Consider the following 25,027-nt stretch of genomic DNA (forward strand, 5'->3'; position numbering starts at 1 on the left):
CACTATGGTTCGTGAAGAACTTTTTGGCGTTGTACCGTTCAAGCTTGACGCAAAATCTCTTCGGTCTCACCTATGTCGGCGATACTGCCGTTTTCTAAAAGCACTGCCCGTTGGGCAAGGCTCGTAATACGTGCATCGTGGCTAATAATGATAACCGTTCGGTCTTTAAAGATAGCGTTCAGGCTCTGACGTGCTTGTTCTAGCTCTAAGGCAGTTGTTGATTCGTCCAAAATCACAGCATGTGGATTAGCTAAAACGATACGAGCTAAAGCAATATGCTGTATCTGCTGTTCGCTGAGGGTTACCGCGTTGTCGGCGGAGTGCTCTCCCCCAACTCGGGTGTGTAATCCGTCATTGAAGTGGTGAATCCATGAGGCACCAACAGCTTCAAGGGCGTGATACATTTCAGCCTCTGACGCCTGAGTACAGACCATATTAAGGTTTTCTGCAATAGTTCCAAGGAACAGGTGAGCTTCTTGGGTGCAAATTAGTAGTCGGGGGCGACCGTCTGCGGCCGGTGTGGTGGGGTATCGCCCGTCGCCTACTCGTTCGCCCAGAACAGCAATCTGCCCGGAAGATGCTGTCAACGACCCAGCGATTAGCCGTGCGAGAGTTGTTTTACCAGAACCAGAACGTCCAATGAGAGCTAAAGACTGTCTTTCAGGGATGTCTAGGTCAATATGGTGAATCACATGGTTATCAGGAGTGTAACCATAGCTCATCTGTTCAATATGTACCGTAGCTGTGTGAGGTACTGTTTCAGAGTATTTTTGGTGATTCTGTTGGCGACGATGTTGCTGTTGTGAGCATAGGTCAATCACCCCGCAAATACGCCCCATACTTACGGTCATTTCACGCATTCTGGTAATCCAAAAAGTCATGATTTCGACGTTGATTCGTAAAGAGAACATCAAAATTGCGGCGGTAGATACTTCACCCCAAGTAGCCCAACCCTGCTGCACACAATAGTATCCCCACAACATGGTGAGCAATAGCGGAAGATAGTTGTTGAAGGCGTTTACCGCCCAGAACGTGGCACGCACTTGGACAAGACGGTAGGTGTCGTCATAAAAAGCGTCAATACGCTGGTCAAGTATTATTTGACGATGTTGGCTCACACCTAAAGAGCGGATAGTTTGTGCACCTCGAACGTTTTCTGTCATGACGGTAGTCAGTTCTGAAGATCGTCCGGCAATGTTCAGCATTCCCTGAGCAATTTTGGGCAGAAAAAACCCCAAACTTATTGCGAGAAAGCATAGCATCGGGATGGTCACCATACCTAACGGCACAGATAACACAAAAATAGAGCCACAAAAAATAAAGATACGAATAATGGTGGCGGTGAGTTCTGGAATACCGCTGGTAATGATATCTCGAATAGCTTCTAAATCGTTGGTGATACGGGATACGAGGTCTCCGCTTCCGGCGTCTTCAATAGTTTGAGCGTCGAGGCTCATCGACGACTCAACCAGTTGAACACCTAAATCTTGGTGAACTCGTGTACCAATAATTTGACTTTGATAGAGCCATTGACGCGTCAACCATGCTGATATCACAACAGAGATAGCGATATATGCCAAAGATTGCCAGGGGTAGGTGCGCAGTTCCTGATTAAGTACGGCATCAACCAGTTTTCCGATATACCAAGGTGTTATGAGAGTAGCTAGCGAGGAAAGAGTAAACAGTATAAAAATCCAGAATACGCGTTGAGGTGTCGCAAAAATCGATCGAGCAACGATTTTCCATGTTGTTTGTGCCGGAGCAATAGGAAGAAGTTTAGCCATCGAACATGCTTTCTTGAAGGATTCTACGTTTTTCTGTTTCAACAGTAGTACTGACAATATAAACGCCGTGAAGATGTTCCAGAAGGCCATCTTCACAACATTCTTCTTCTAACCGGTCGAGGATGAAACGTTGGCTCGGCTCGTCTACGGAGTTAATGGGTTCGCAAAGAACCAGATGTGTTTTATTCTGTGCCAAAGCGCGAGCTAACCCTAGTCGCTGACGTTGCCCTCCTGAAAGATTAGTGCCTTCAGAGTTAATCAGACATTGAGCATAATCTCCGGTTCGTTGTGGGTCTAGCCTATGAACAATTTCTTGAGCATCGCTGAGCTCGAGGAGCTGGCTCATACGTTCTTGAGTCATTTCTTCTGTTTGCCCCAATTGCAGATGTTCTTCTAGCGTTCCTGCAAAAATCATCGGTTGAGAGCGAGAGAGAAGAACGTTATGCGCCCCGTAGCGTTGTTGCAGTTCTTGAGTGAGAACGTCAGCAAGGTGTTCGGCACTGAGCTGATATTTTTTCGGGTTAAGGTAATGAACTCTTCCTGAAGATAGGTTACTCTCATAGTTTTGGGTCGCAGGCTTATCCCCATTATGATGAAATGTTTTTTGGGTGCGTTCTTTAAGTTCTTCGATGCGGGAAAGTGAGACGCGAGCTTGACGCCACATGTACAAGAAAAATTCCATTGACCATACAGGTGAAACCATCATCGAGATGATTCCGGTGACGGTCACTAACTGTTCAGCAGGAATAGTGGTTACCCAGTGTGCATCGATGATTTCTCCACGAAGTGCCAGAGCAACAGCCGCCATGGTCGTCATGCCAATCAGGAAGACTCGGCTAAAAGCACTCCAACTTTGCAAACGTTGATAGGAAAGCTGCGAATGACGGACTTCTACAGCGGTTTGACGGTATCGGCTCATCATTGTTTGCTGTACCCCAAGTCCGACAATAGTTCTTAGCGCACTTGAAATATCAGAAGCGTAGGAGGTGTTCACACCAACTTTTTCACGAGCATAGGCGGCACGTTTTTCAAGAAAACGAGAGATAACGGTAATAGTGACGAGTGTTAGCAGCACACCAGCGCAAGAGACCACCGCGATAAGAGGGTTAATGAGCCACAATTGAACGGCACCTAATACGATGATGCTTAGTCCGCTCATCGCCGTCATAAGAGGCTGATAAAGGTAGGCAACCGTTTTGGTGTCTTTGTTGACGACCGTAATAATATTCCCTGGGTCTGAAGTGTTTTTAAGGTGAGGAATATAGGAGCAAGCGTACCGTTTCCAGTCTCGGTCTAAGGCCGCAATATTTCTAAAGGCCGTGCCCCAACCAATATATTCGTTGGCGATCAAGAGTACGATGAGGATGCTCAAACCGGTGGTGAGTTTCCAAGCCCATGAGCTGTCCCCTTGAGCGTGGGCGCTGATGATATTCCCGATAAAGGCTGGAAGAAAAATTGTTGCTATCCCAGCAAGTGTTTCACTGACGAAAGGTAAATACCAGCGAAATGAGTTGTAGCGAACCCCCGGAGGACGAAGACGAAACGACACCTGCGTCGACGGACGATTCTGTTGCTGCTCAGAAGATGCCACTAGAGGTTATCAACTTTCTCAAAAAAGAAGGACCGATGATTCACGTACATATGAAGTAGAACTATCATAAGGTGCTCTATGCCAAAAGAAGAAAGTTATTGTTCTTTTCCTTTTGTAACATGATGAAGTATTTCCCTCCTACGCGACGGTGAGGAGTCTTATCTTTCTGCTGTTAAGCTCTCGACTATGATTGATATATTTTTTGGTGTTGTTGCGGTATAGACTAGGAAAACCATGAAAAAAATTCTTGAGTATCTCAGCCCTCAGCTAGCACAACATCCAGAAAATTATGCAAGTGCGGATTTTCGTTCAAATCCTCTATCGCCTGACGAAATATATGATGCGTTTTGTCAGTGGATTAGTTCCCGTGGCATGGAACTTTACCCCGCGCAAGATGAAGCCATTTTAGAGTTCGCTCAAGGTTCTCATGTTATTTTGGCAACCCCCACAGGCTCCGGCAAATCAACGGTCGCTGTTGCTGCGCATTTCACGGCATTAGCAACAGGGTATCGGTCATATTACACAGCGCCGTTGAAAGCTCTTGTATCTGAAAAGTTCTTTGATCTCATCGATATTTTTGGGGCAGAAAACGTCGGTATGGTTACCGGAGATTCTTCTATTAATGCTGAAGCTCCAATTATCTGTTGTACCGCTGAGATTCTTGCCAATATTGTTTTACGTGAAGGTTCACAAGCACAATTCTCGCAAGTCATTATGGACGAGTTCCATTTTTATTCGGACCCTCAACGAGGCTGGGCTTGGCAAGTTCCGCTACTTGATGCTCCACAAGCTCAGTTCCTTTTGATGAGTGCAACGTTAGGTGATACTACACGTTTTGAAAAAGAGCTTAAAGAGCGTACTGGCCGTGATGTTGCGTTAGTAACTAGCAACGAGCGACCAATTCCACTGCATTTTTATTATTCGATGGAGCCTCTGCAAGAGACGGTGCAAGAGCTTATTAATACGCATCAAGCTCCCGTATATATTGTGCATTTCTCACAGATTCAAGCAGTAGAGACAGCTCAGGGGCTACTCAACGTTGCTGTGGCTACTGCCGATGAGAAAAAACGTATTAATGAGCGGCTCCATTCTTTTAGGTTCTCTCCGGGGTTTGGAAAAGTACTTCAACGCTTAGTCAAGAATGGTGTCGGTATCCACCATGCTGGAATGTTGCCGAAATACCGTCGCCTTGTTGAGCAATTAGCGCAAGAAGGTCTTCTCAAAGTAATCTGTGGCACGGACACTCTTGGTGTTGGTATTAACGTCCCTATTCGTACCGTACTTTTGACGGCGCTATCAAAATTTGATGGTAGACGCTCTCGGAAGCTTAAATCGCGTGAGTTCCATCAGATTGCAGGACGCGCTGGACGCGCCGGTTATGACACGGCTGGAACGGTGGTGGTGCAAGGCCCTGAACACGAGATTGAAAACCGACGGCTTGAAGCTAAAGCAGCGGAGAAGTTTAACGGCGACACTAAACGAATGGCACAGTCCCTACGCGGTAAAAAGAAAAAAGCACCACAAGGTTTCATTAACTGGTCAGAAAAAACTTTCGATCAGCTTGTTGCTTCTGCGCCTGAACCGTTAACAAGTTCCTTCGATATGACCTATTCGATGGTGCTTAACATTCTTCAACGGAATGAGAATCCTTTTATGGTGGCGCGACATTTCCTACGCCATAATCACGAGTCTCCAGCCCGACAACGACAGCTCATTAAAAAAGCTCTCGGCATCTATCGAGAACTCCTTGCAGGAGGTATCGTCGAAAAATTGGATGCCCCAGACGAATACGGTAGGACTGTTCGTCTGGTGATGAGCCTTCACGATAATTTTGCGTTGAATCAGCCATTGTCTCCTTTTGCTTTAGCGTCATTATCATTATTAGATCGTTCGTCGACAAGCTATGCCTTAGATGTTCTGTCTATTTTTGAAGCAACATTAGAGAACCCTCATCAGGTTCTTCATATGCAAGAGAAGAAAGAGAAGTCTGTGGCTCTCGCTCAGATGAAAGCTGATGGGTTGGATTATCAGGAGCGGATGAACGAACTCGACCACATCAGCTATCCAAAACCTTTAGAAGATATTCTTACACAGGCTTTTGAGACGTACCGTTCTGGTGCGCCGTGGGTGACAGAATACGATATTAGCCCCAAGTCTATTGTTCGTGATATGTATGAGCGGGCCATGGACTTTTCTTCCTATGTTCAGTTCTATTCGCTAGAACGCTCTGAAGGTGTGCTTCTCAGATATCTATCTGATGCGTATAAAGCTTTACGGCAAACAGTGCCCCAAGAAGCTCTCACCGAAGAACTCACAGATATCATCGAATGGCTCGGAGAGCTCATCCGACAAACAGATTCTTCTCTTGTTGATGAGTGGGAACGTTTAGCGTCTTCATCGACAGAAAATTTTGTGCAGCCTCACAACCACGTTATTGATGAGACTCCCCCTCAGCTCACAGATAATCCACGTGCCTTTACTGTGATGGTCCGTAACGCTCTTTTTCGCAGGGTTGAACTTTTTGCTCAGGAGCAAGAACGGACGCTCGGAGAGCTCGATAGCGCTCACGGATGGGATGAAGACCGCTGGGCAGAAGCCATGGACGATTATTTTGAAGAATATGAGGATCTTTACACCGATTCTCAAGCTCGTTCTCCCCATTTATTCACGGTTGATAAAAGTGCAGAACGCACAGAGGGAACGTGGACTGTTCGCCAAATTTTCTCTGATCCTGAAGAACATCATGATTTTAGTATGAGTGCTCTTGTAGACTTAGCAGCTTCAAATGAGTTGGGTGAACCCGTAATCCGTATCCTTCACGTAGGGTTTAATCATTCGTGAGGATGACCTCTTCATCACCGTGTTTTATGTTTTATCGTTATATTTTTCTAAAGGTTGGTTCTTATGATTCTCTCATTACCATCGTCTTCACATCGGCAGGGAACAACTCATACGGTAGGTTCTTTTCACCTCATCGATCATTGGTTTGAGGTTCCCGCCACTCACGGTCTTGCCTTATCGTTAGGAATGGATGCGGCGTTAGAGCATCCTTTTGCTAAGCAAACTCTGACTATTTTTGCTCGCGAAGTCATTAATGTTTCTCCTGAGCTGACAACTTCAGTCGACGAACGTCCTCTGATGGTTTATCTCCAAGGCGGCCCAGGTGGTAAGAGTCCTCGTCTGCTTAGCGATCAAGGGTGGGTGCAGGAGCTTAGCAAAACTCATCGGCTCGTCCTTTTAGACCAGCGTGGAACAGGTCTTTCTACTGCGTTCACCGCTCAGACGATTCAGCAAGGACGCTCTATCGAACAGCAAGTTGCTTATTGTGAACTTTTTCGAGCAGATTCTATTGTTGCTGATGCTGAAGTGGTGCGTCGTTTTCTTTGCGCTGGTCGGAAAGACCAGCGTTGGTCGACGATGGGGCAAAGCTATGGTGGATTCTTGACCCTCAGCTATTTAAGCTTTGTTCCTGAGTCTCTCAAAGATTCTCGTATGACCGCCGGTCTGGCACCGTTGAGAGCTTCCATTGATCAGGTGTATCAGAGCACTTTAGACCGTGTTTATGAACGTAATGAACAGTTTTATCAGTGGTATCCCGAAGATGAAGAGTTAGCTCGTCGTGTCGCCTCCTTCGTGGAAGAAAACGAGGTGTATCTCCCTTCTGGAGAGCGTCTGACTGTTCCTCGTTTCCAAATGCTCGGGCAGTATCTTGGTGGTAATAGCCGAGTGCATGGATTGCATTATTTACTTGAATCTGCTTTTGCTGAAGGAACAAGCCACCTCTCAGCACAGTTCTTGAGCGAAGCAGAACAAGTTCTGAGTTTTAGGTCTAGCCCTTTGTACGCTCTTTTACATGAGTCAATTTATGCTGATGGTCCAGCTCAGGGTGGTTCGCCATCTCCTGCCCCAACAAATTGGTCTGCTGCTCGTATGGCAAAGAAACGTCCAGAATTTAGCCCTGATGCTTCAAGGATTCTTTTTACCGGTGAGCATATTTTCCCGTGGCTTTTTGAGCAAGATACCGCGTTGAAGCCGTTAGCAGAGTTGGCTGATGCATTGGCGCAGAAAGATGATTGGGGCCCGCTATATTCTCATGAACAGTTAGCGTCTAATGAGGTGCCTTTAGCGGCTGCCGCATATACTCCCGATATTTATGTGGATTATGCACATTCTATGAGTACTGCTCAGTGGGTTAAAAATACAAAAGTGTGGACATCACATACGCATCATCACGATGGTTTGGGTACAGACGGTACACTAATTTTGGGACATCTCAAAAATCTTCTCGCAGACATGCGCTAAGAATACCCCCCAGCACGAGATGGCACCCACACTCCAGTAATTCACTCGCTATTTTTCCCTTTTGGAGGGTTTGTGGTCTCTCGCGCTCAATTTCTTGGCGCTTCTGCCGTTGGTGTCCTTGCAACTGCTTTTCATTCGTCGTCTTCGGCGTATGCTCAAGCACCATCGCGCTTTTATCGTGCCGATGAACAAGGTATTGCCTCCGATTCTTCAGAGCCGGTCAACCACCGTATTAATGAGCTCATCGATCAGTTAGCTCAATCTGGTGGAGGTAGTATCCTCTTCCCTCCAGGAAGATACCCCGTAGATTCTTCTGGCATTGTGCTCAAACACCAAGTCTCTATTATGGGTGTTGGCGATTCCACACAATTTATGCCCGTTGGTGATTGGGAAGAGCTCGCCGGTGTTTTTCGGATTGGCGAAGATACCGTCCCCTCTAAAGAACCTGTTTATCGTACTGGCCTTCATCAGTTCAGCATTAAACCAGGAGAAGACCCCTATAAACATCGTCAAGCTATCCCTAATACAGTTGGGATTCTTTACAACACGTTTAATGGGGATAATCCCCCAGATCCTGATGCTGCTCACCGAATTTCGGGAATTACTCTTTGGGACTTAGATATGGGCATTAAGCTCAAGGGCCCAGACGACCAAGGTTGCACGGTGTCTCAGATACGAGGACGTCGTTTTTTGAGGACAGCGCTCACCGTCGGCGATACAAATTCACCAACAGCTGCAGATAACATGTTTCATATGCTTGATTTCTCGTCAGCAAATTTGCAGCATCTTGATGCCGCAGCGATTGAAGTGTACACCTCTAACTGTTCGTTCTCACAGGTTAAAAGTTGGTATTCTAAACGTTCCATGAGCTTTGACGAGTCTGTTAAAGCCGGTGCCGGATACTATATTAAAGGCACTCGAAACTCCTTCAACCAGTGCGATGCCCAAGATAACGGTGGCCATGGCTTCGTTCTTTCATTAGGGAATAATTCGCTGATGAACTGTATCGCTGACTCGAATGGTTATGCAGAGAACATATCAGGTGAAGCGCAAACTTCTGAGGCTCATGGATTCCATGTTGAACGCAATGCAACAGGCACACAACTTATTGGCTGTCAGTCTTTTAACCGTACGAGAAATGACCCTGGACAATCCGTTGGGTTCTGGGCGCACGAGGGAAATACTCAGGTAACCATTATTGGTTCTGCTTTTGCAAACACCACAAGAGCGTCACAAACGGGAGCGCTTGAGACAGCACAAAAAACGTTGATTGACCCAACAACCCGATAAGCAATTATCTTTTGCGTTATCTTTCCTCAGAGATAGAGTAAAGGTGTGGGTTGCAACCTGTACAGGTTGCAACCCACACCTTTAACGATACTGCGTTAGTTTTGAATGTAGTCCTCGTGTTTACCTCGAGCACGGTGAACAAGGTCTTGATAATCTTGTTCAGAATCGATGAGTTCATCACGATATTTTTGTTTAATAGCACGCGACTTCTTAGCGTAACGTTCTAGCTCATCTTTAATCTTTGCACGTTCTTTCATAGAAGCATCCTCAGGCAATGCAAGATAACTTTCGCTCAATGCCGTCACCTTATGAATAATAGCTAGGGCTTGCCCTTTAGGCGAGTACAAAGACGCTAAGACCGTCACCAAGAGCACCCCGACGATCACTGCGAGAGAAACACCAATGGATACTTCAACCACATGGATAGGTTCACCATCATTGATAAAAGGCAAAGTATTTTCGTGAAGGGCATGTATCACCAGTTTTACACCAATAAAGGCAAGAATCAGAGATAGACCCCACGAGAGGTAAATGAGACGGTCAAGTAAACCATCAATCAGGAAGTACAGCTGTCGCAGACCCATCAAGGAGAACGCCGTTGCAGTAAAGACAATATACGCCGACTGGGTCAACCCAAAAATCGCAGGAATAGAGTCCAAGGCAAAGAGTAAGTCTGTTCCACCGATAGCGACCATCACCAGCAGCATTGGAGTCATCACTTTTTTACCGTTTTCGATGGTGAAAAGCTTATCACCATCGTAGTGTTCAGAAGTTTTAAAATACTTCTTCGCTAAACGGATGACAATATTATTCGCTTCATCTTCTTCGTTCTCTGCAGAAATCTCATCTTTAATCAGGTTCCCTGCAGTGTAAATAAGAACGATACCAAAAATGTAGAAGAGCCAGCTCCACGTATTAATCAACGCTGCACCAGCAAAAATGAAGATTGCGCGCGCCAACATCGCAAAAATAATGCCAAACAGTAGCACCTTTTGCTGGTCTTCTCTAGGAACTTTAAAGCTCGCCATAATAATCAGGAAAACGAAAAGGTTATCAACACTCAACGCTTTTTCCGTAATGTACCCAGCATAGTATTCTGCCGCGTAGGTGCCACCATCAACTATCAAGATGAAAACACCGAAGAGGAGCGCTACACCAATATAGATAGCCGACCAAATGGCAGCTTCACGGATAGTTGGCTCATGAGCTTTACGCACATGAAAAATAAAGTCATATGCGAGAAGCAAAACAATAAAGATGAGGGTAATAGACCATTGCAGCCCACTAATATCCACGGGGAGCCTTTCTTGTGGTTGGATACGTCAAATACCACAAGTCTCTCCCGCCTCAAGGGCACATTCTCCGGAGCGACTTCTTTGGCTCTCGTGCTGACGAAAAATGATTTGTGGGATACTCCCTTGCTCTCAAAATACTCTACCGCATTTTGCAAGTTCTCTTGCACTCTTTAGGCATGACCTGCCTGTTGCATCTGACGCAATTCTTTTTTAAGTTCTTGTAGCTCATCACGAATTTGTGCAGCTATCTCAAATTGAAGGTTTTCAGACGCTGTCATCATTTGCTCAGTTAGCTCCTGTATGAGCTGCGTCAGGTCTTCAGCTGGTGCGCTCGCCAAACGATTTTGGCGTATTTGAGGGGTTGTTGCAGCTCGCGGTGTTTTAGTGACGTGCTGGTTCAGGAGTTGTTGAGTATCTTCTTCTTCGCGAGCGAGCTGGTCGGTAATATCCGCAATTTTTTTGCGTAAAGGTTGTGGGTCGATACCGTGTTCTTGGTTATAACGTTGTTGAATTTCACGTCGTCGGTTAGTTTCGTCAATAGCTACTTGCATGGACGGCGTAATTTTGTCGGCGTACATGTGAACTTCTCCGCTGACGTTTCGTGCGGCGCGACCAATCGTTTGAATTAGTGACGTTGTTGAACGGAGGAAGCCTTCTTTATCTGCGTCAAGGATGGCGACAAGAGAGACTTCTGGCAAGTCTAACCCTTCACGAAGAAGGTTAATGCCGACCAAAACGTCAAAGCTACCTTGGCGTAGTTGTCGTAGTAAGTTTACGCGTTGGAGAGTGTCCACATCGGAGTGAAGGTACTCTACGCGCACCCCGTTTTGGGCGAGGTATTCGCTAAGATCTTCTGCCATTCTCTTGGTGAGGGTGGTAACGAGGATACGTTCGTCACGTTCGACACGTTCTCGGATATTCGTTAGAAGGTCGTCAATTTGTCCGCGGGTGGGTTTAACAATAATCTTTGGATCGACAAGTCCTGTTGGGCGAATGATTTGTTCAACATATCCGTCGGCTTGGGATAGTTCGTATTTTCCGGGTGTAGCCGATAGATATACTGTTTGTCCGATTCTTTCAAGGAATTCATTCCATTTGAGGGGACGGTTATCCATTGCGGAAGGTAGTCGGAAGCCAAAGTCTACAAGAGTACGTTTTCGGCTCATGTCACCTTCGTACATGGCACCAATTTGTGGGACAGTCACGTGAGATTCGTCGATAATGAGGAGGAAGTCATCGGGAAAATAATCGAGTAGACAGTGTGGTGCGGAACCTGCTTCACGTTGGTCAATGTGTCGAGAATAATTTTCAATTCCAGTGCAGAAACCCATTTGTTCCATCATTTCGAGGTCATATTGGGTACGCATGCGTAGGCGTTGGGCTTCAAGAAGTTTTTGTTGACTTTCAAGTTCTGCAAGTCTGCTTTGCAGTTCCTCTTCGATACTGCGCATAGCAATTTTCATGCGTTCTTCACCTGCTACGTAGTGTGAGGCAGGGAAAACGTACATTTCTTCTTCCTCACGGATAATTTCTCCGGTGAGCGGATGCAGAGTGTAGATAGTTTCTATTTCGTCTCCGAAGAATTCAATACGGACTGCGTTCTCTTCATACATGGGGATAATTTCTACGGTATCTCCACGAACGCGGAAAGTTCCCCGGTGAAAGTCAATATCGTTTCGGGTGTATTGCATGGCCACGAATTGACGTAGCAACTCATCTCGATCGAGTTCTTCTCCTCGTTTGAGGGTGACCATTTGCTCAATATATTCTTCGGGTGTTCCGAGCCCATAGATACACGATACGGTAGAAACAACAACAACGTCACGTCGAGTAAGCAAAGAGTTGGTTGCAGAGTGGCGCAGTCGTTCTACTTCTTCATTAATAGATGAGTCTTTTTCAATAAAAGTATCTGTTTGAGGCACATACGCCTCTGGCTGGTAGTAGTCGTAGTAGGAAACAAAGTATTCGACAGCGTTATGCGGGAGCAGCTCTCGAAGCTCTTGCGCAAGTTGAGCAGCGAGAGTTTTATTATGCACCATGATAAGTGTTGGGCGCTGTACTGATTCGATGAGCCATGCTGCTGTTGCAGATTTTCCGGTGCCGGTGGCACCCAGTAGCACGATATCTTTTTCTCCGCTATTGACGCGTTGAGTCAGTTCTGCAATCGCTTTGGGTTGGTCTCCCGCTGGCTGATATTCAGAGATAACGTTAAAGGGTGCGACAATTCGTTGGATGTTTTGCGCTAGGCTCATAGTTGTTAATTTTACTGCACCTCAGTGGCTGGTGGGCATTCAGCGCTCATATTATCGTCATATTGTAGTGATTCAGTATATGTAATGTTTTTGTACCTGATTAGTTGTATAAGAATACCTGTACTATCAATGACATATTTAAGATGGAATTGAACTAAAACTATTTCGTTGAATCGCTTCAGATATGTCAATGCCCTCAAGAAGATACTTAAACAATAAGTTAATTCTTTAATCTCGTAAAACGTTAAACAATGATAATAATAGGGCACATAGTTAATGTTTTATATTAACTATGTGCCCTATCATTGAACGTTCTAAGACTTATTGGTTCAATATGCTCAGAACATATTCAAGCTAGATTGTTCTATAACCCAACTATTTTTTCTTTAATGAGCTTTTAGCTGATTCTTGAGAATCTTCAGTTTTTGTTTCTGCAGTAATCACAGGAATCTGACCCGTATTAGGAACAAGAGACTCATATTCTGGTTCCGTCCCTACCTCAAACTCAGGGCGCATCACAACATCTTCAATAGAAGAGAAGTCTTCTTGCGCTCGACGATGGTATTCCTCGATAGGAAGAACTTGCTTCCACTGACGAGTCCGCATCGGAGGTAACTCCCCTGCGTCCTCACGTAGAGCACGAACGATCATCCACATCTCAAGGTAACCCAGAATCCATACAGGAAGACCAATCACAATAATGACCTGTTGCAAGAGGTTTAGTCCGTCGTCTCCGCTGGAGACAAGAATCGCTGCACACACAAGACCTATACACAAAGCCCAGAAAACGCCTTGACGTTTTGGTGCAGGGTCTTCGTGGCCGTTAGAAATAGCGTCCATGACCAAAGCAGCAGAGTCAATAGAGGTAATGAAGAAGATAGTAATCACGAGAAGTGTTAGTGCTGCAATCACGGGGAAGAAGGGGAAATGACCCAAAAATTCGAAAAGTGCGGCAGGAATATCGCCATCATTGACCACTTTTTGGACAAGAGTTCCACCGTGGTTACGTTCGATGTCAAAGGCGTTCATGCCAAAGACACCAATCCAGATGAGAGTAAATGCGCTGGGGGCTCCAAGAACACCAATTACAAATTGGCGAATAGTACGACCCTGAGAAATCTTTGCAATAAAGAGCCCAACGAAAGGTGCCCAAGCTACGGTCCATGCCCAATAGAAGACAGTCCAAGAACCAAGCCAGCCAGTATCTGCGAAAGTATCGTTGAAGAACATCATTACAGGGAGCTTTTGAATAAAGTGGCCAGCAGATTCAATCGTTCCGGTAATTGCTAGTCGTGTTGCTCCCGTCATAAGGATAAAGAGCAACAAGGCAATAGCCATCATGATGTTAATGTAGGACAAACGCTTCACACCTTTGTCCATCCCCATTAGCACAGAGCAGATACCTGCAGCAGTGATGATGGCAATAATGGCAGCCTGTATCCACCCACCTACCGGAAGACCGTACATGATGTTCATACCGGAGTTAATCTGTAAGGCGCCAAGCCCTACGGAAACAGCAATACCAAAGACAGTAGCGATAATCGAGATTGCGTCGATGACTTTTCCGATAGGGCCGTGGATACCTTCGCCGAGCAGTGGTTGGAAGATAGAAGATACACGCGGAGGAAGTTTACGTTTATACGTAAAATACCCAAATGCAAGCCCAGGGACAGTCAGAATAACCCACATGAACAAGCCAATGTGGAAGTTTGCTATTGACAGCGCGTCAATAGCGGCAGCATCAGATTGCGGTTCAATCCCAGAATATGGAGGGTTAGCATAGTGGCTAATAGGCTCTGCTGCACCCCAGAAAAGAAGTACCGCGCCAACACCAGCAGCGAATAGCATCCCGAACCATGCAATACCGGAATATTCTGGTTCCGCATCATCGGGGCCAAGTTTGACACGCCCAAAACGGCTGCATGCGATATAGATGAGGAAGATAAAGAAAAGAGCATTCCCTAAAACATAAAACCAACCAAGATATTTAATAATAAATGATGCCGTAACACCAAAAATCTCAGCCATAGGCTTTGGGAAAACAACCATTGCCAGAGTAAAAAGCATAATAAATGCTGCTGACATAAAGAAAATAGGAGGGCTTGTTCTAAGCCCTAGTCTGTTGTGTATTTTGCTCAACACAGCAAAAACCCGGTGGATATGTGCGTACTTTGCGGCGCTCGTTGATTCCACCCCACCGCAAATTCATCCAGAGAGGACAACGTATTTAATAGTACGCATATTTTACAAAGAAATGTTAAATATGACTTTTTATTCCGACTATTTAGAGTCAATAGAAAGCATCTGACTAGGAATTATAACAATTCTATAAAATATAATACTACTGATTATTTTTGGCGTCAGAAGAGGCTAAAAGACTCTCCCAAACCTCCAAAACACGCTGTTTAGTGTAAGCAATATCACCCGAATTGTCGATAACCCAATGAGCGACCTCTGCCCGTTGAGCGTCACTAGCTTGAGCTGACATTCTGTTCAAAGCATCCTCTCGAGACATCCCACGATACTTTTTCAGACGCTCAAGGCGTACAGGAAGATCAGCATAAACCACAATGACTTTATCAAAATGATGATATTGCCCAGTCTCTACTAAAAGTGGAATATCCTCAATGACGATAGCATCATCACCATAAATACGACGAATATTCGCAATTTTCTCTACAGCACGTTCACGAATAGCAGGGTGCATAATACGCTCAAGAGTTTCACGTAACTGCTCATCAGAAAAAATTTTCTGAGCCAAACGCCCACGATTCAACGACCCATCTTCGCACAGAATATCTGAGCCAAAAAGACGAATAACCTCGTCAAAAGTCTTCTCCCCCGCCTGCATAAGCTCACGCCCTAAAGCATCAGCGTCAACAATATGAGCCCCATAGGAGGAAAAAATCTGCGCAATAGTAGATTTTCCAGCACCAATTCCACCCGTTAAAGCAGTCCTTAACATTTTTCTCCTCTCAATCAACACACCCATACAGCTACTCTCTAACCTATCGTAACGACTATGAGTACGTGATGTTCATGTTCTACCTCATCCGCACACCAAAAACACATCTCAGAACACTACAGCCAAACATTACACAGAAAACGAGCGTTCTCATCGTGTGCAGTAAAATGTTTTAGATGCAGACAACAGACCATACTCGTGCTCACCGATACACTGTTCTAGCAAAACACGCACATGAATACCGTGCTGATCTTGAAATTAAAAGAAGCAATTTCTTGGGTTTCGCTCTTCGCGTTGAAAACGAAACCCAAGCACGAGAGTTCATTACTTCTCTAAGAAAACGCTACCACGATGCACGACACGTCTGCTCAGCGTTTGTGATTGGAGCAGATCGCGATATCCAACGATCCTCTGATGATGGAGAGCCAGCAGGTACAGCAGGAATACCGATGCTCCAAGCAATACTTGCACGAGACACGGCACAAAAAGCCCCTATCTCAGATATTTGTGTTGTTGTCGTACGATATTTTGGCGGGATTAAACTAGGTGCCGGTGGGCTTACACGAGCTTATTCTGAAGCTGTCACTCATGTTCTTGACAGCTCAGAATTTCTTCTTCGTCAAAAACTGCTGTGTGCAAAACTTCCTGTTTCACATGCATTCGTCGGACAACGCGATCATGAAATACGACACCTAGGATTTCATATCATTGATACCGAATACGACGCAGAAAAAGCCTACATGAGCGTTGGTGTGACGGCAGAGAAAGTAGAATACCTCAAAGAATGTATTGCCCACATCAGTGCTGGCGAAGAGTCCCTCAGCTGGGACGGCTCAATATGGGTAGACACCCCGTAAAACATGACAGCGTAGAGATAAGGGTGCTCTTTGACCGCTATCATCAAAGAGCACCCTTATCTCTATATGATTTATCGGGCAGTTAAGCCACCGTCAAGGATAAATTCTGAGCCAGTTGAGTATGAAGAATCATCACTTGCAAGAAAGAGAACAGTCTTAGAAACTTCCTCTGGCTGAGCGATACGTCCCAGAGGAATAGTCTTCTCAAACTCTTTAACCGCAGCCATCGTATCTTCTTGCATAATCATCGGTGTCGCAATAACACCGGGGTGAACAGAGTTCACACGAATACCGTGATGGGCAAGTTCCAACGAAGCAGCTTTAGTCAAACCACGCACAGCAAATTTAGTATCGGTGTATCCGACTGCACCACCCACTAAGCCGTTGATAGAAGAAATATTGATAATGCTTCCGCCACCATTTTTCTTCATCAATGAAGCACCGTACTTTACTCCAAGAAATACGCTGAGCTGATTAATATTAAAAATCTTTGTATACTCATCAACGCTCACATCAAATAGTGACTTCGCCATCGTAATACCGGCGTTATTGACCAGAATATCTAAAGTGCCAAAGTGTTTTTCGGTCTCAGCAATAACACGTTCCCAATCGTCTGAAGAAGTAACGTTATGGGACAAGAACAAAGCGTTTTGACCTAATTCCTCCGCTAATTTTTCACCTTCTTCGGCATTGATATCAGTGATTACTACACGAGCGCCTTCTTCGTGGAATAAACGCGCATGAGCAGCTCCCATTCCTTGAGCAGCTCCAGTAATTAAAGCAACCTTGTTTTCGAGTTTCTTTGCTATCACTTATCATCCCTTGATATGAAAGATTTATTCGCTATGTATATTTAGCTGGCAAGAGGCGGCTTATGTCGCCCATCACTAACAAGGTGTACTATACTCCTGAACTCCCAGCTTTTTCAAGAAAAAAATAAAAGGTTGTTCTTCCTACCAGTAAGGTAGGAAGAACAACCTTTGATCAAGGACTTATGAGAGGTAAACCCCTCATAAAGACTTAATTAGTTGCCGGTGAGCTTCTTGCGAAGTTCTGCAAGAGCCTCATCAGAAGCAAGAGTACCGGACTCTGACTTGCTATCAGAGGAGTAGGAAGAAGGAGCAGCTTCAACCTCAGCAGCAGGCTCAGCAGGTGCGTTAGCAATAGCTTCTGCGTCAGCTTCAAGAGCCTTTGCAACCTGTACCTTGTGAGCTTCCCATCGAGCCTGAGCATCAGCATACTGCTGTTCCCAAGCTGCACGCTGAGCTTCAAAACCTTCAAGCCATTCGTTGGTCTCAGGGTCGAAGCCTTCAGGGTACTTGTAGTTGCCCTCTTCGTCGTACTCAGCTGCCATGCCGTAAAGTGCAGGATCAAACTCAGTACCTTCAGGATCTACACCCTCATTAGCCTGCTTGAGGGAGAGGGAGATACGACGGCGGTCAAGATCAATGTCGATAACCTTAACGAAGAGTTCGTCACCAACAGAAACAACCTGCTCAGCCAAATCAACGTGACGAACAGCAAGTTCAGAGATGTGAACGAGACCTTCGATGCCATCTTCAACACGAACAAATGCACCGAATGGTACAAGTTTGGTGACCTTACCAGGAACAACCTGACCCAAAGCGTGAGTACGAGCAAATGCCTGCCAAGGATCTTCTTGAGTTGCTTTGAGGGAGAGTGAAACACGCTCACGGTCAAGATCAACTTCGAGAACCTCAACGGTAACCTCGGTGCCAACCTCAACGACCTCAGAAGGATGATCGATGTGCTTCCAAGAAAGCTCAGAAACGTGAACAAGACCGTCTACGCCACCAAGGTCAACGAATGCACCGAAGTTGACGATAGAGGATACAACACCGTTACGAACCTGACCCTTTTCGAGCTGGTTAAGGAAGGTGGAGCGAACCTCAGACTGAGTCTGTTCAAGCCATGCACGGCGAGAGAGAACAACGTTGTTACGGTTCTTATCAAGTTCAATAATTTTTGCTTCGATTTCCTGACCGATATAAGGTGCAAGGTCACGAACGCGACGCATCTCAACCAAAGATGCAGGGAGGAAGCCACGAAGACCAATGTCGAGGATAAGACCACCCTTGACAACCTCGATAACAGTACCGGTAACGACACCGTCGTTTTCCTTAACCTGTTCGATGTCGCCCCATGCGCGCTCGTACTGTGCACGCTTCTTAGAAAGGATGAGACGGCCTTCTTTGTCTTCCTTAGTTAGGACGAGAGCCTCAACTTCGTCACCAACGGAAACAACTTCGCCGGGATCGACGTCATGCTTGATGGAAAGTTCGCGTGAGGGAATAACGCCTTCGGTCTTGTAACCGATATCGAGAAGAACCTCGTCGCGGTCAACTTTAACAACTTCGCCGGAGACTAGATCGCCATCGTTGAAGTACTTAATGGTCTCATCAACGGCTTTGAGGAAGTCTTCTTCAGTTCCAATGTCGTTGATAGCAACCTGAGGAGTGTTGGTGCTCATATAGTAAAGGGCTCCAATAGGATAGATTTGGTAGGTTGATACAGTCAGGTGTCCCCCGCATACAAAACATATCTTTTGAGCCTCTGATAAAAAATATCTTTCACTCATCAGGTTCCGACGCAGTATCCACCACGAGTGGTTCACTCTGTACCAAGCGTTTATTCGGACAATTATGTGAGCGCATAGTACGCCCACATCGTTGATTCTAGGGGGTTACACCCAAGATGGTCAATCATAGCCACACTATTTCAGGTGTTTATTTCACAACAAATATGGTATGTTACTTCCCCATTGCGTTATCAACGGCTAAACATCGACTCCCACGACGACATCGGAACGTCACAAACTAGCTCATGGTAGACCTCACGACGATACTCTTTAAACCCCCTACGACAATAGTTCTTCAGAGCGTATGGCCCGTCTAAAGTACATGTATGCACCCACACACGTTGCACTTCAGGTATAGCGTGATAAGAGGACATCTTCCATGCAGCAGTAAGAACATACTCCAAAAAGGCTTTACCCAGCCCCCTACCATGCACCCATTGCATCAAACCAAAATAGAGCAGCTCCACATCAGAGCCAAATTCATCATCAGAACGAGGAATAACCTGAGTATCTAACTGCGCATAGCCACAAGGAGTTCCCTCCACATAAAGAACCCATAGTTCACTGCCAACTTCGCTCAGTTCGTCGTCCCACTGCTCTCGAGACCAGCTTAAACGTTCGTACCAGTAATAAGGCCCACCAACGACGCTATACAACCAACGAATAAACTCCGGCTGAGGATGCATCACCCGCTGAGCATACACGCCTTCAGGAAACCCCGAAAACTCCCCTGGATCTGAAAACATCTGTAAATAAATGACCTCAACATCCCGAGGAGAACGCGAAGGCATCGAATTTGTTATAGAAGTCATGACCAAAGAACGCTTCCCCTAATGTCCAGCCTCTTGCCAAGAAGTACCAGAACCAACCTGAACATCAAGAGGTACCAAAAGTTCCACAGCCGTGCTCATTTCTTCACCTAGAATACGGCGAGCTTGTTCAAGCTCACCAGAGGCAACTTCTAAAATCAATTCGTCATGAACCTGCAAAAGCATACGGCTCTTAAGCTTCTCATCATTAAGACGACGATAAACATTAAGCATCGCAATTTTGACAATATCCGCAGCAGTACCCTGAATAGGAGCATTCAACGCTGCACGTTCAGCAGCCTCACGACGTTGCTTATTTGAACTGCCCAAGTCGGGAAGAATACGACGGCGTCCAAACATCGTCTCAGTATAACCATCACGGTGAGCCTGCTTAACCGTTGAACGCAAGAAACGCCCCACATTGCCAAAACGTTTAAAATAGTTCACCGTTAACTCGCCAGCCTCATCAACAGGAATACCGAGTTGTTTTGAAAGACCAAAACGAGACAACCCATACGCCAACCCATAAGACATTGCCTTAACTTTGGCACGCATCTGTGATGTCACCTCTTCAGGAGCCACATCAAATACTTCTGAACCAACAAAGCGATGCAAATCCTCACCACTTTGATAAGCCTCAATTAGCTTCTCGTCCTTAGCTAGATGCACCATAATGCGCATTTCAATCTGCGAATAATCTGCAGTTAGAAGAGTCTCATATGATGTTCCATCAACAGAATGCGGATCAACAATAAAGACCCCACGGATTTTACGTCCTTGCTCAGAACGAATAGGAATGTTCTGAAGGTTTGGTTCCGTAGAAGACAATCGCCCAGTCGCTGTAACATTTTGCTGAAAAGTCGTATGAATCCGACCATCAGCAGCCGTCGCTTTTTCTAGACCTTCAACCGTTTGTTTGAGCTTGGTAAAGTCACGATAGGTCTGCAACGCAGCCAAAAATTGCGCTCCGGCAGTATCAGGATTCACTTTAGTCATCAAATCTGCAATAGACTCAGCATCAGTAGAATACCCCGACTTAAGTTTGCGAGTCTTGGGCAGTCCTAATTCTTCAAAAAGAACTCCTTGAAGCTGTTTAGGAGAGCTCAGATTCACTTCGTGGCCAATCAAACGATACGCTTCGTCAGTTGCCTGACGTACGAAAGAATCATAGTAGTCCTTAAGCTCAGAAATCTTTGCAGAATCAACGGCGATACCAGATTGTTCCATACGAGCTAAAATCTCTGCCATAGGAAGCTCAATATCCTGATAAAGCGTTAGCTGCTCATCATCAACCATCCGATAATGCAAACGGTACGCCAACTCTTGAATATGGCGAGCAACAAGAGCGCAATACTCAAAGGGGACAGAAGGTTCTAACACAAAAAGCTCTGCTTGAGGCTCCTCCGATACTGGCTCCTGAGGAAGAGAAACCCCCAAATATTCTTGGCACAAGGCATCCATCATCGTCGCAAAATCACGTTTACGAGCTGAAGGAATATACCCGCACACATAAGAACTCAGCATCGGGTCTTCAACAACCCCAGCAAGGTCAAAGCCTCGCGCGTTCAACGTCTTATAGTGCTGTTTGAGGTCGAAAAGAATTTTAGGTTGAGACTCATCTGCTAACCAACGAGCAAAAGCACTCTCTACTTCTGGGCTCATCGCAGTAAAGTCAAGCCATACGCTAGAAGCTCCAGCAACTAAAACAGCACCTAAAAGATCACGCTCATGAGCTAGGCCCGTCTGCTGAGCAGACTCAGAAACAACAGGATATAACGTCACAGCACAGCTCAAACGTTCCGGCACAGATTCTGAACGCTCCACCTGAGCAATAACATCAGTCGCCGTGTCCAAGAACTGACGTAAAACTTTATCTCCGTCATCAGAAGAGCACGTCTCAACTGTCGTATCAAAAGACAGTGCAGATACGGTCGTGCCCTGCTCCGCTACGGCGGGGAAAACCTCACCCACACGACGGCGAATAGAATTAAACGCTAACTCATCAAAAAATTCGTCAAGACGTTGATGGTCTTCCGGACCATACTCACTCATATCCGATAACTCAAGCGGCAGTTCGAGGTCATCAACCAGACGATTCAAACGACGGTTACGACGCACATCCTCAATATGTTCCCTAAGCGCCTGACCCTTTTTGCCTTTAATCTCGTCAGCATGGGCAAAAATACTCTCTAAATCACCGTATTCATTAATCCATTTTGCGGCGAAACCAGGCCCCACACCAGGTACACCTGGCAGGTTATCTGCTTTCTCACCTGTCAACGCAGCAAGATCGGGGTACAAATGAGGAGGTACAAGATATTTCTCTTGCACAGCAGCCGCATCCATAGGACGGATACCTTTCTGCGGCCCCGTCGTCACAGGATAAAGTACCGTGACGTTATCAGAAATCAACTGAAAAGAATCCCTATCACCAGAGACAATAGATACTTGATATCCGCTCTCACGGCCAGTCTTTGTCAACGTCGCAATAATGTCGTCTGCTTCATATTCAGGAACAGTTAACCAAGGGATATTTAACAAATCAAGAAGACGCTGAATTAGCTCAACCTGCCCAAAAAATTCGAGAGGAGTCTCCGAACGTCCACCCTTATATTCACTATATTCACGTGTTCTAAATGTGCCACCCGATAAATCAAACGCAGCAACAATATGCGATGGTTCTTCACTTTTAATAAGGCTCAACAACGTTGAAAGGAAACCATGAACCGCATTTGTGTGCTGTCCTTGAGCATTAACGAAAACATCAGCTGGAGTCCCATAAAAAGACCGAAAAGCTAAAGAATGACCGTCAATCAGTAGAAGTTTTTGAGTTTTTTTAGCAGATTCTTGTGTAGTCACAGGTTCTATCCTAGACGCTTATTCTTTCTCACACCACGTTCACTCCCCCTATGTTCACTAGCACCTCAGAAAAACAAAGAGCATAATGAAGACTATGAACGAATTACCTCACGACGTACGCGCATCATTGATTGAGCATGGAATACCGGAAGATTCAGTACACCGTTTCGGTCCGCTAGGTTTAGGAGAGCTTATCCCTAAACTTGGTATCCGCTTCCTTGAACTCTCTGCAGAAAAAACTGTTGCAACAATGCCAGTATCAGGAAACACCCAACCAGCAGGACTGCTACACGGTGGCGCATCCGCAGCATTCTTAGAAACCCTTGGCTCCTTTGCCTCAAATATGGCTGTTGATGAGAAAACCATGGCAGTCGGTACAGAACTGAATATTACTCACCTACGCTCTGCCGTCAGTGGTCTTGTGACAGGAACCTGCACCGCAGTTAAACTTGGTAGAACACAGCTGGTCCACCACATTGATATTACCGACGAGAATGGAAAGCTTATCAGCAGCGGCAGAATGACTAATATGGTTGTTCCTAACATCGTTCATTCTGCTCAGAAAGGATAACGTCCATGCGGGAAAAAATTGGGATGGTCTTTCTCCTCCTGACCATTCTTGTTGCTGTTACTGCGATGCAACACGGAAGCTATTGGTGGTTTGCGTTAGCAGTCTGTAGCGCTATTACGCTATGGGGTATTGGCACAAAACCTTCACAAAAATAATTTTTGCCCATAACACAACATGGTGGGGTTATCGCTCATTTGAAAAGCGATAACCCCACCATGATTTTATGTCTAGTAAAACCTATGATTTAGACATTTGTTCAACGATAGTCTCAGCAACTTCACGCATAGAGATACGTCGATCCATTGACGTTTTTTGAATCCAGCGGAATGCTTCTGGCTCTGTTACCCCCATCTTTGTCATAAGCAAAGACTTTGCACGGTCCACAGCTTTCCGTGTTTCAAACTGTTCTTTAATGCTTTCAACTTCAGCTTGAAGAGCCTTAATCTGTTCATAACGACTCATCGCAACTTCGATAGATGGGATGAGCTCATTTGGGCTAAAGGGTTTAACCACGTATGCCATTGCACCAGCTTCTGTGGCACGATCTACCAGCTCTTTTTGGCTAAAGGCGGTTAACAATACAACGGGAGCAATCTGTCGTTGTGTAATCTCTTCAGCAGCAGTAATACCATCCATAATGGGCATTTTTACGTCCATGAGGACAACGTCAGGGCGGTATCGCTCAGCGAGTTCAACAGCAGTCTTTCCGTTATCAGCTTCTGCGATGACGTCGTATCCTTGTCCTCGAAGAATCTCAACGATGTCCATACGGATGAGCGCTTCGTCTTCTGCGACGATAACGGTATGTGTTGTTTCCTCTGTGGAAGATGTCTTCTCTGACATACAAACTCCTAGCTCTCTGCCGACCCTTTTACTTTATAATTTTGACACGTTGCTTAGCTATCTGTTCAGCACGTGAAGAAAAAAGTCCGTAATATTCACCACTGTAACCTCATCAACGATAAAACAACCTGAAAACTGACGCAAAGGCAACTCAAAGGTCGGTAGCTGTGATGTCGTCTTAACAGCTGGTGGGTGCATTACGAACAGATGTTTAAAAATATTTTTATGTTCGTATTTCTTTTGAGAAAGAAATTCAGAAAGAGCTGCCATTATCGCGATAATTGATACCATTCTTATTAGCTAAGTTCAAACTTATAAAATCACTCAAAAAACTTAACACATCAATTAACTTGCGGGACAAAAAAGAGTATGGACCTCTATAAACTCGAAAACGTCGCATACGACTTCAATCAACACGTTAGAAAAAAGCTCCCCAAACATCTAAAACACGACTGCGATACTGGAGGCGGAGGAGACAGCGAAACAGCCCTATGGGTCGCTGAACTCGTATACCAATACGCTATCTCCATAGACCCTGAACTATACGTTAACTGGAGAGAACACCAACCTATCGTCTACGGCAGCACATGGGCCGGATACCACTGCGCCGTTGAAGCATTAGAAGCAATCGACGCTCGCCCAGAAGTTCAAGCAGAGTTTAAACGTAGAGGAATCACACCTTCGGTGAAACATCTCTCGTAGACTCAAAAGATATTTCTATTGAGAATCTCACAGAGAGAAAGTTAAGCCTCAAAATTACCCTTTACAGGTTTTTCTGAGAATAGAGCGTTCTCCCCTAACACAAAATAACACCTTACCGATGGGTTGATACCAATAAAAAACCCTCTTCTACAAGAGAGAAGAGGGTTTATTGTGTGCCCAAGGTGGGACTCGAACCCACACTCCTAAGAACCGCATTTTGAGTGCGGCGCGTCTGCCAATTCCGCCACTTGGGCGCATCTGCGCTAAGAGCACTCCTCTACGATACACCATCACTACGCAAAAGTGAA

19 protein-coding genes and 1 tRNA gene are annotated in these 25,027 nt (G+C 45.6%); 7 read left to right on the forward strand and 13 right to left on the reverse strand.

Translation table 11 applies throughout. The features are described 5' to 3' along the window. Positions 1-38: 38 nt before the first annotated feature. Together ACN083_RS05225 and ACN083_RS05230 are read right to left on the reverse strand one after the other, a co-directional pair. Positions 39-1,784: an ABC transporter ATP-binding protein gene (locus tag ACN083_RS05225; protein ID WP_419101779.1), complete on the reverse strand. Its 1,746-nt coding sequence runs from the start codon at positions 1,782-1,784 to the stop codon at positions 39-41. Continuing rightward, positions 1,777-3,375 (reverse strand): ABC transporter transmembrane domain-containing protein, encoded by a 1,599-nt coding sequence (locus ACN083_RS05230; protein WP_419101780.1) that lies wholly within the window; start codon positions 3,373-3,375, stop codon positions 1,777-1,779. Before ACN083_RS05230 ends, ACN083_RS05225 begins: the two co-directional genes overlap by 8 nt. A gap of 234 nt (positions 3,376-3,609) precedes the next feature. Between ACN083_RS05230 and ACN083_RS05235 the strand changes: the two genes are divergently transcribed. From ACN083_RS05235 to ACN083_RS05245, 3 genes are all read left to right on the forward strand, one after another. Further along, positions 3,610-6,216 carry a DEAD/DEAH box helicase gene (locus tag ACN083_RS05235; RefSeq protein ID WP_419101781.1) on the forward strand — a complete coding sequence of 869 codons (2,607 nt, stop codon included), beginning with the start codon at positions 3,610-3,612 and terminating at the stop codon, positions 6,214-6,216. A gap of 63 nt (positions 6,217-6,279) precedes the next feature. Further along, positions 6,280-7,677: an alpha/beta fold hydrolase gene (locus ACN083_RS05240; protein WP_419101782.1), complete on the forward strand. Its 1,398-nt coding sequence runs from the start codon at positions 6,280-6,282 to the stop codon at positions 7,675-7,677. 72 nt (positions 7,678-7,749) lie between these two features. Continuing rightward, positions 7,750-8,967: a hypothetical protein gene (locus ACN083_RS05245; RefSeq protein WP_419101783.1), complete on the forward strand. Its 1,218-nt coding sequence runs from the start codon at positions 7,750-7,752 to the stop codon at positions 8,965-8,967. Between the two features lie 95 nt (positions 8,968-9,062). On the opposite strand, the gene ACN083_RS05250 is transcribed toward ACN083_RS05245, so the two are convergent. From ACN083_RS05250 to coaE, 4 genes are all read right to left on the reverse strand, one after another. After that, on the reverse strand, positions 9,063-10,262 hold the full coding sequence (locus tag ACN083_RS05250; protein WP_419101784.1) for a TerC family protein: 1,200 nt from the start codon (positions 10,260-10,262) through the stop codon (positions 9,063-9,065). 170 nt (positions 10,263-10,432) lie between these two features. Beyond that, positions 10,433-12,514 (reverse strand): excinuclease ABC subunit UvrB, encoded by a 2,082-nt coding sequence (gene uvrB / locus ACN083_RS05255; protein WP_419101785.1) that lies wholly within the window; start codon positions 12,512-12,514, stop codon positions 10,433-10,435. 375 nt (positions 12,515-12,889) lie between these two features. Beyond that, on the reverse strand, positions 12,890-14,599 hold the full coding sequence (locus ACN083_RS05260; protein WP_419101786.1) for a BCCT family transporter: 1,710 nt from the start codon (positions 14,597-14,599) through the stop codon (positions 12,890-12,892). A 256-nt stretch (positions 14,600-14,855) separates the two neighbouring features. After that, positions 14,856-15,479: a dephospho-CoA kinase gene (gene coaE / locus ACN083_RS05265; RefSeq protein WP_419101787.1), complete on the reverse strand. Its 624-nt coding sequence runs from the start codon at positions 15,477-15,479 to the stop codon at positions 14,856-14,858. 176 nt (positions 15,480-15,655) lie between these two features. On the opposite strand from coaE, the gene ACN083_RS05270 reads away from it, so the two are divergent. Further along, positions 15,656-16,336, forward strand: a complete 681-nt coding sequence (locus ACN083_RS05270) for an IMPACT family protein (RefSeq protein WP_419101788.1) — start codon at positions 15,656-15,658, stop codon at positions 16,334-16,336. Between the two features lie 71 nt (positions 16,337-16,407). Here the strand turns inward: ACN083_RS05270 and ACN083_RS05275 are convergent, their stop codons facing one another. The 4 genes from ACN083_RS05275 to polA form a co-directional block, all read right to left on the reverse strand. Continuing rightward, entirely contained in the window at positions 16,408-17,148 is a 741-nt protein-coding gene (locus ACN083_RS05275; RefSeq protein WP_419101789.1) for an SDR family NAD(P)-dependent oxidoreductase, read from the reverse strand. A 212-nt stretch (positions 17,149-17,360) separates the two neighbouring features. After that, entirely contained in the window at positions 17,361-18,827 is a 1,467-nt protein-coding gene (rpsA, locus tag ACN083_RS05280; protein ID WP_419101790.1) for a 30S ribosomal protein S1, read from the reverse strand. Positions 18,828-19,126: 299 nt separating this feature from the next. Next, positions 19,127-19,747: a GNAT family N-acetyltransferase gene (locus ACN083_RS05285; RefSeq protein ID WP_419101791.1), complete on the reverse strand. Its 621-nt coding sequence runs from the start codon at positions 19,745-19,747 to the stop codon at positions 19,127-19,129. An 18-nt stretch (positions 19,748-19,765) separates the two neighbouring features. Continuing rightward, complete coding sequence (gene polA / locus ACN083_RS05290; RefSeq protein WP_419101792.1) at positions 19,766-22,603, reverse strand: DNA polymerase I; 2,838 nt, start codon at positions 22,601-22,603, stop codon at positions 19,766-19,768. Positions 22,604-22,697: 94 nt separating this feature from the next. Between polA and ACN083_RS05295 the strand changes: the two genes are divergently transcribed. Both ACN083_RS05295 and ACN083_RS05300 read left to right on the forward strand, forming a co-directional pair. Then, entirely contained in the window at positions 22,698-23,174 is a 477-nt protein-coding gene (locus tag ACN083_RS05295) for a PaaI family thioesterase (protein WP_419101793.1), read from the forward strand. 5 nt (positions 23,175-23,179) lie between these two features. Continuing rightward, entirely contained in the window at positions 23,180-23,329 is a 150-nt protein-coding gene (locus ACN083_RS05300; RefSeq protein ID WP_419101794.1) for a hypothetical protein, read from the forward strand. Between the two features lie 82 nt (positions 23,330-23,411). Here the strand turns inward: ACN083_RS05300 and ACN083_RS05305 are convergent, their stop codons facing one another. Then, positions 23,412-24,017 (reverse strand): ANTAR domain-containing response regulator, encoded by a 606-nt coding sequence (locus ACN083_RS05305; RefSeq protein WP_419101795.1) that lies wholly within the window; start codon positions 24,015-24,017, stop codon positions 23,412-23,414. A 57-nt stretch (positions 24,018-24,074) separates the two neighbouring features. Continuing rightward, the gene (locus tag ACN083_RS05310; protein ID WP_419101796.1) at positions 24,075-24,287 is read right to left on the reverse strand and encodes a hypothetical protein; all 213 of its coding nucleotides are present in this window, start codon (positions 24,285-24,287) and stop codon (positions 24,075-24,077) included. A 99-nt stretch (positions 24,288-24,386) separates the two neighbouring features. On the opposite strand from ACN083_RS05310, the gene ACN083_RS05315 reads away from it, so the two are divergent. Next, positions 24,387-24,719, forward strand: coding sequence for a hypothetical protein (locus tag ACN083_RS05315; RefSeq protein WP_419101797.1), 333 nt, complete (start codon positions 24,387-24,389; stop codon positions 24,717-24,719). Between the two features lie 174 nt (positions 24,720-24,893). Here the strand turns inward: ACN083_RS05315 and ACN083_RS05320 are convergent. Next, positions 24,894-24,973, reverse strand: a tRNA-Leu gene (locus ACN083_RS05320). Positions 24,974-25,027: the final 54 nt, after the last annotated feature.

The sequence above is a fragment of the Rothia sp. CCM 9418 genome, assembly GCF_048512825.1.
GTDB lineage: Bacteria > Actinomycetota > Actinomycetes > Actinomycetales > Micrococcaceae > Rothia.

What these genes read in the sequence shown, in the direction of transcription:
- ACN083_RS05225 (WP_419101779.1), bottom strand. Translation starts at nt 1,784, where the DNA reads ATGGCTAAACTTCTTCCTATTGCTCCGGCACAAACAACATGGAAAATC.
- ACN083_RS05235 (WP_419101781.1), top strand. Translation starts at nt 3,610, where the DNA reads ATGAAAAAAATTCTTGAGTATCTCAGCCCTCAGCTAGCACAACATCCA.
- ACN083_RS05240 (WP_419101782.1), top strand. Translation starts at nt 6,280, where the DNA reads ATGATTCTCTCATTACCATCGTCTTCACATCGGCAGGGAACAACTCAT.
- uvrB (WP_419101785.1), bottom strand. Translation starts at nt 12,514, where the DNA reads ATGAGCCTAGCGCAAAACATCCAACGAATTGTCGCACCCTTTAACGTT.
- ACN083_RS05260 (WP_419101786.1), bottom strand. Translation starts at nt 14,599, where the DNA reads ATGTCAGCAGCATTTATTATGCTTTTTACTCTGGCAATGGTTGTTTTC.
- coaE (WP_419101787.1), bottom strand. Translation starts at nt 15,479, where the DNA reads ATGTTAAGGACTGCTTTAACGGGTGGAATTGGTGCTGGAAAATCTACT.
- ACN083_RS05270 (WP_419101788.1), top strand. Translation starts at nt 15,656, where the DNA reads ATGCAGACAACAGACCATACTCGTGCTCACCGATACACTGTTCTAGCA.
- rpsA (WP_419101790.1), bottom strand. Translation starts at nt 18,827, where the DNA reads ATGAGCACCAACACTCCTCAGGTTGCTATCAACGACATTGGAACTGAA.
- ACN083_RS05285 (WP_419101791.1), bottom strand. Translation starts at nt 19,747, where the DNA reads ATGACTTCTATAACAAATTCGATGCCTTCGCGTTCTCCTCGGGATGTT.
- ACN083_RS05295 (WP_419101793.1), top strand. Translation starts at nt 22,698, where the DNA reads ATGAACGAATTACCTCACGACGTACGCGCATCATTGATTGAGCATGGA.
- ACN083_RS05300 (WP_419101794.1), top strand. Translation starts at nt 23,180, where the DNA reads ATGCGGGAAAAAATTGGGATGGTCTTTCTCCTCCTGACCATTCTTGTT.
- ACN083_RS05305 (WP_419101795.1), bottom strand. Translation starts at nt 24,017, where the DNA reads ATGTCAGAGAAGACATCTTCCACAGAGGAAACAACACATACCGTTATC.
- ACN083_RS05310 (WP_419101796.1), bottom strand. Translation starts at nt 24,287, where the DNA reads ATGGCAGCTCTTTCTGAATTTCTTTCTCAAAAGAAATACGAACATAAA.
- ACN083_RS05315 (WP_419101797.1), top strand. Translation starts at nt 24,387, where the DNA reads ATGGACCTCTATAAACTCGAAAACGTCGCATACGACTTCAATCAACAC.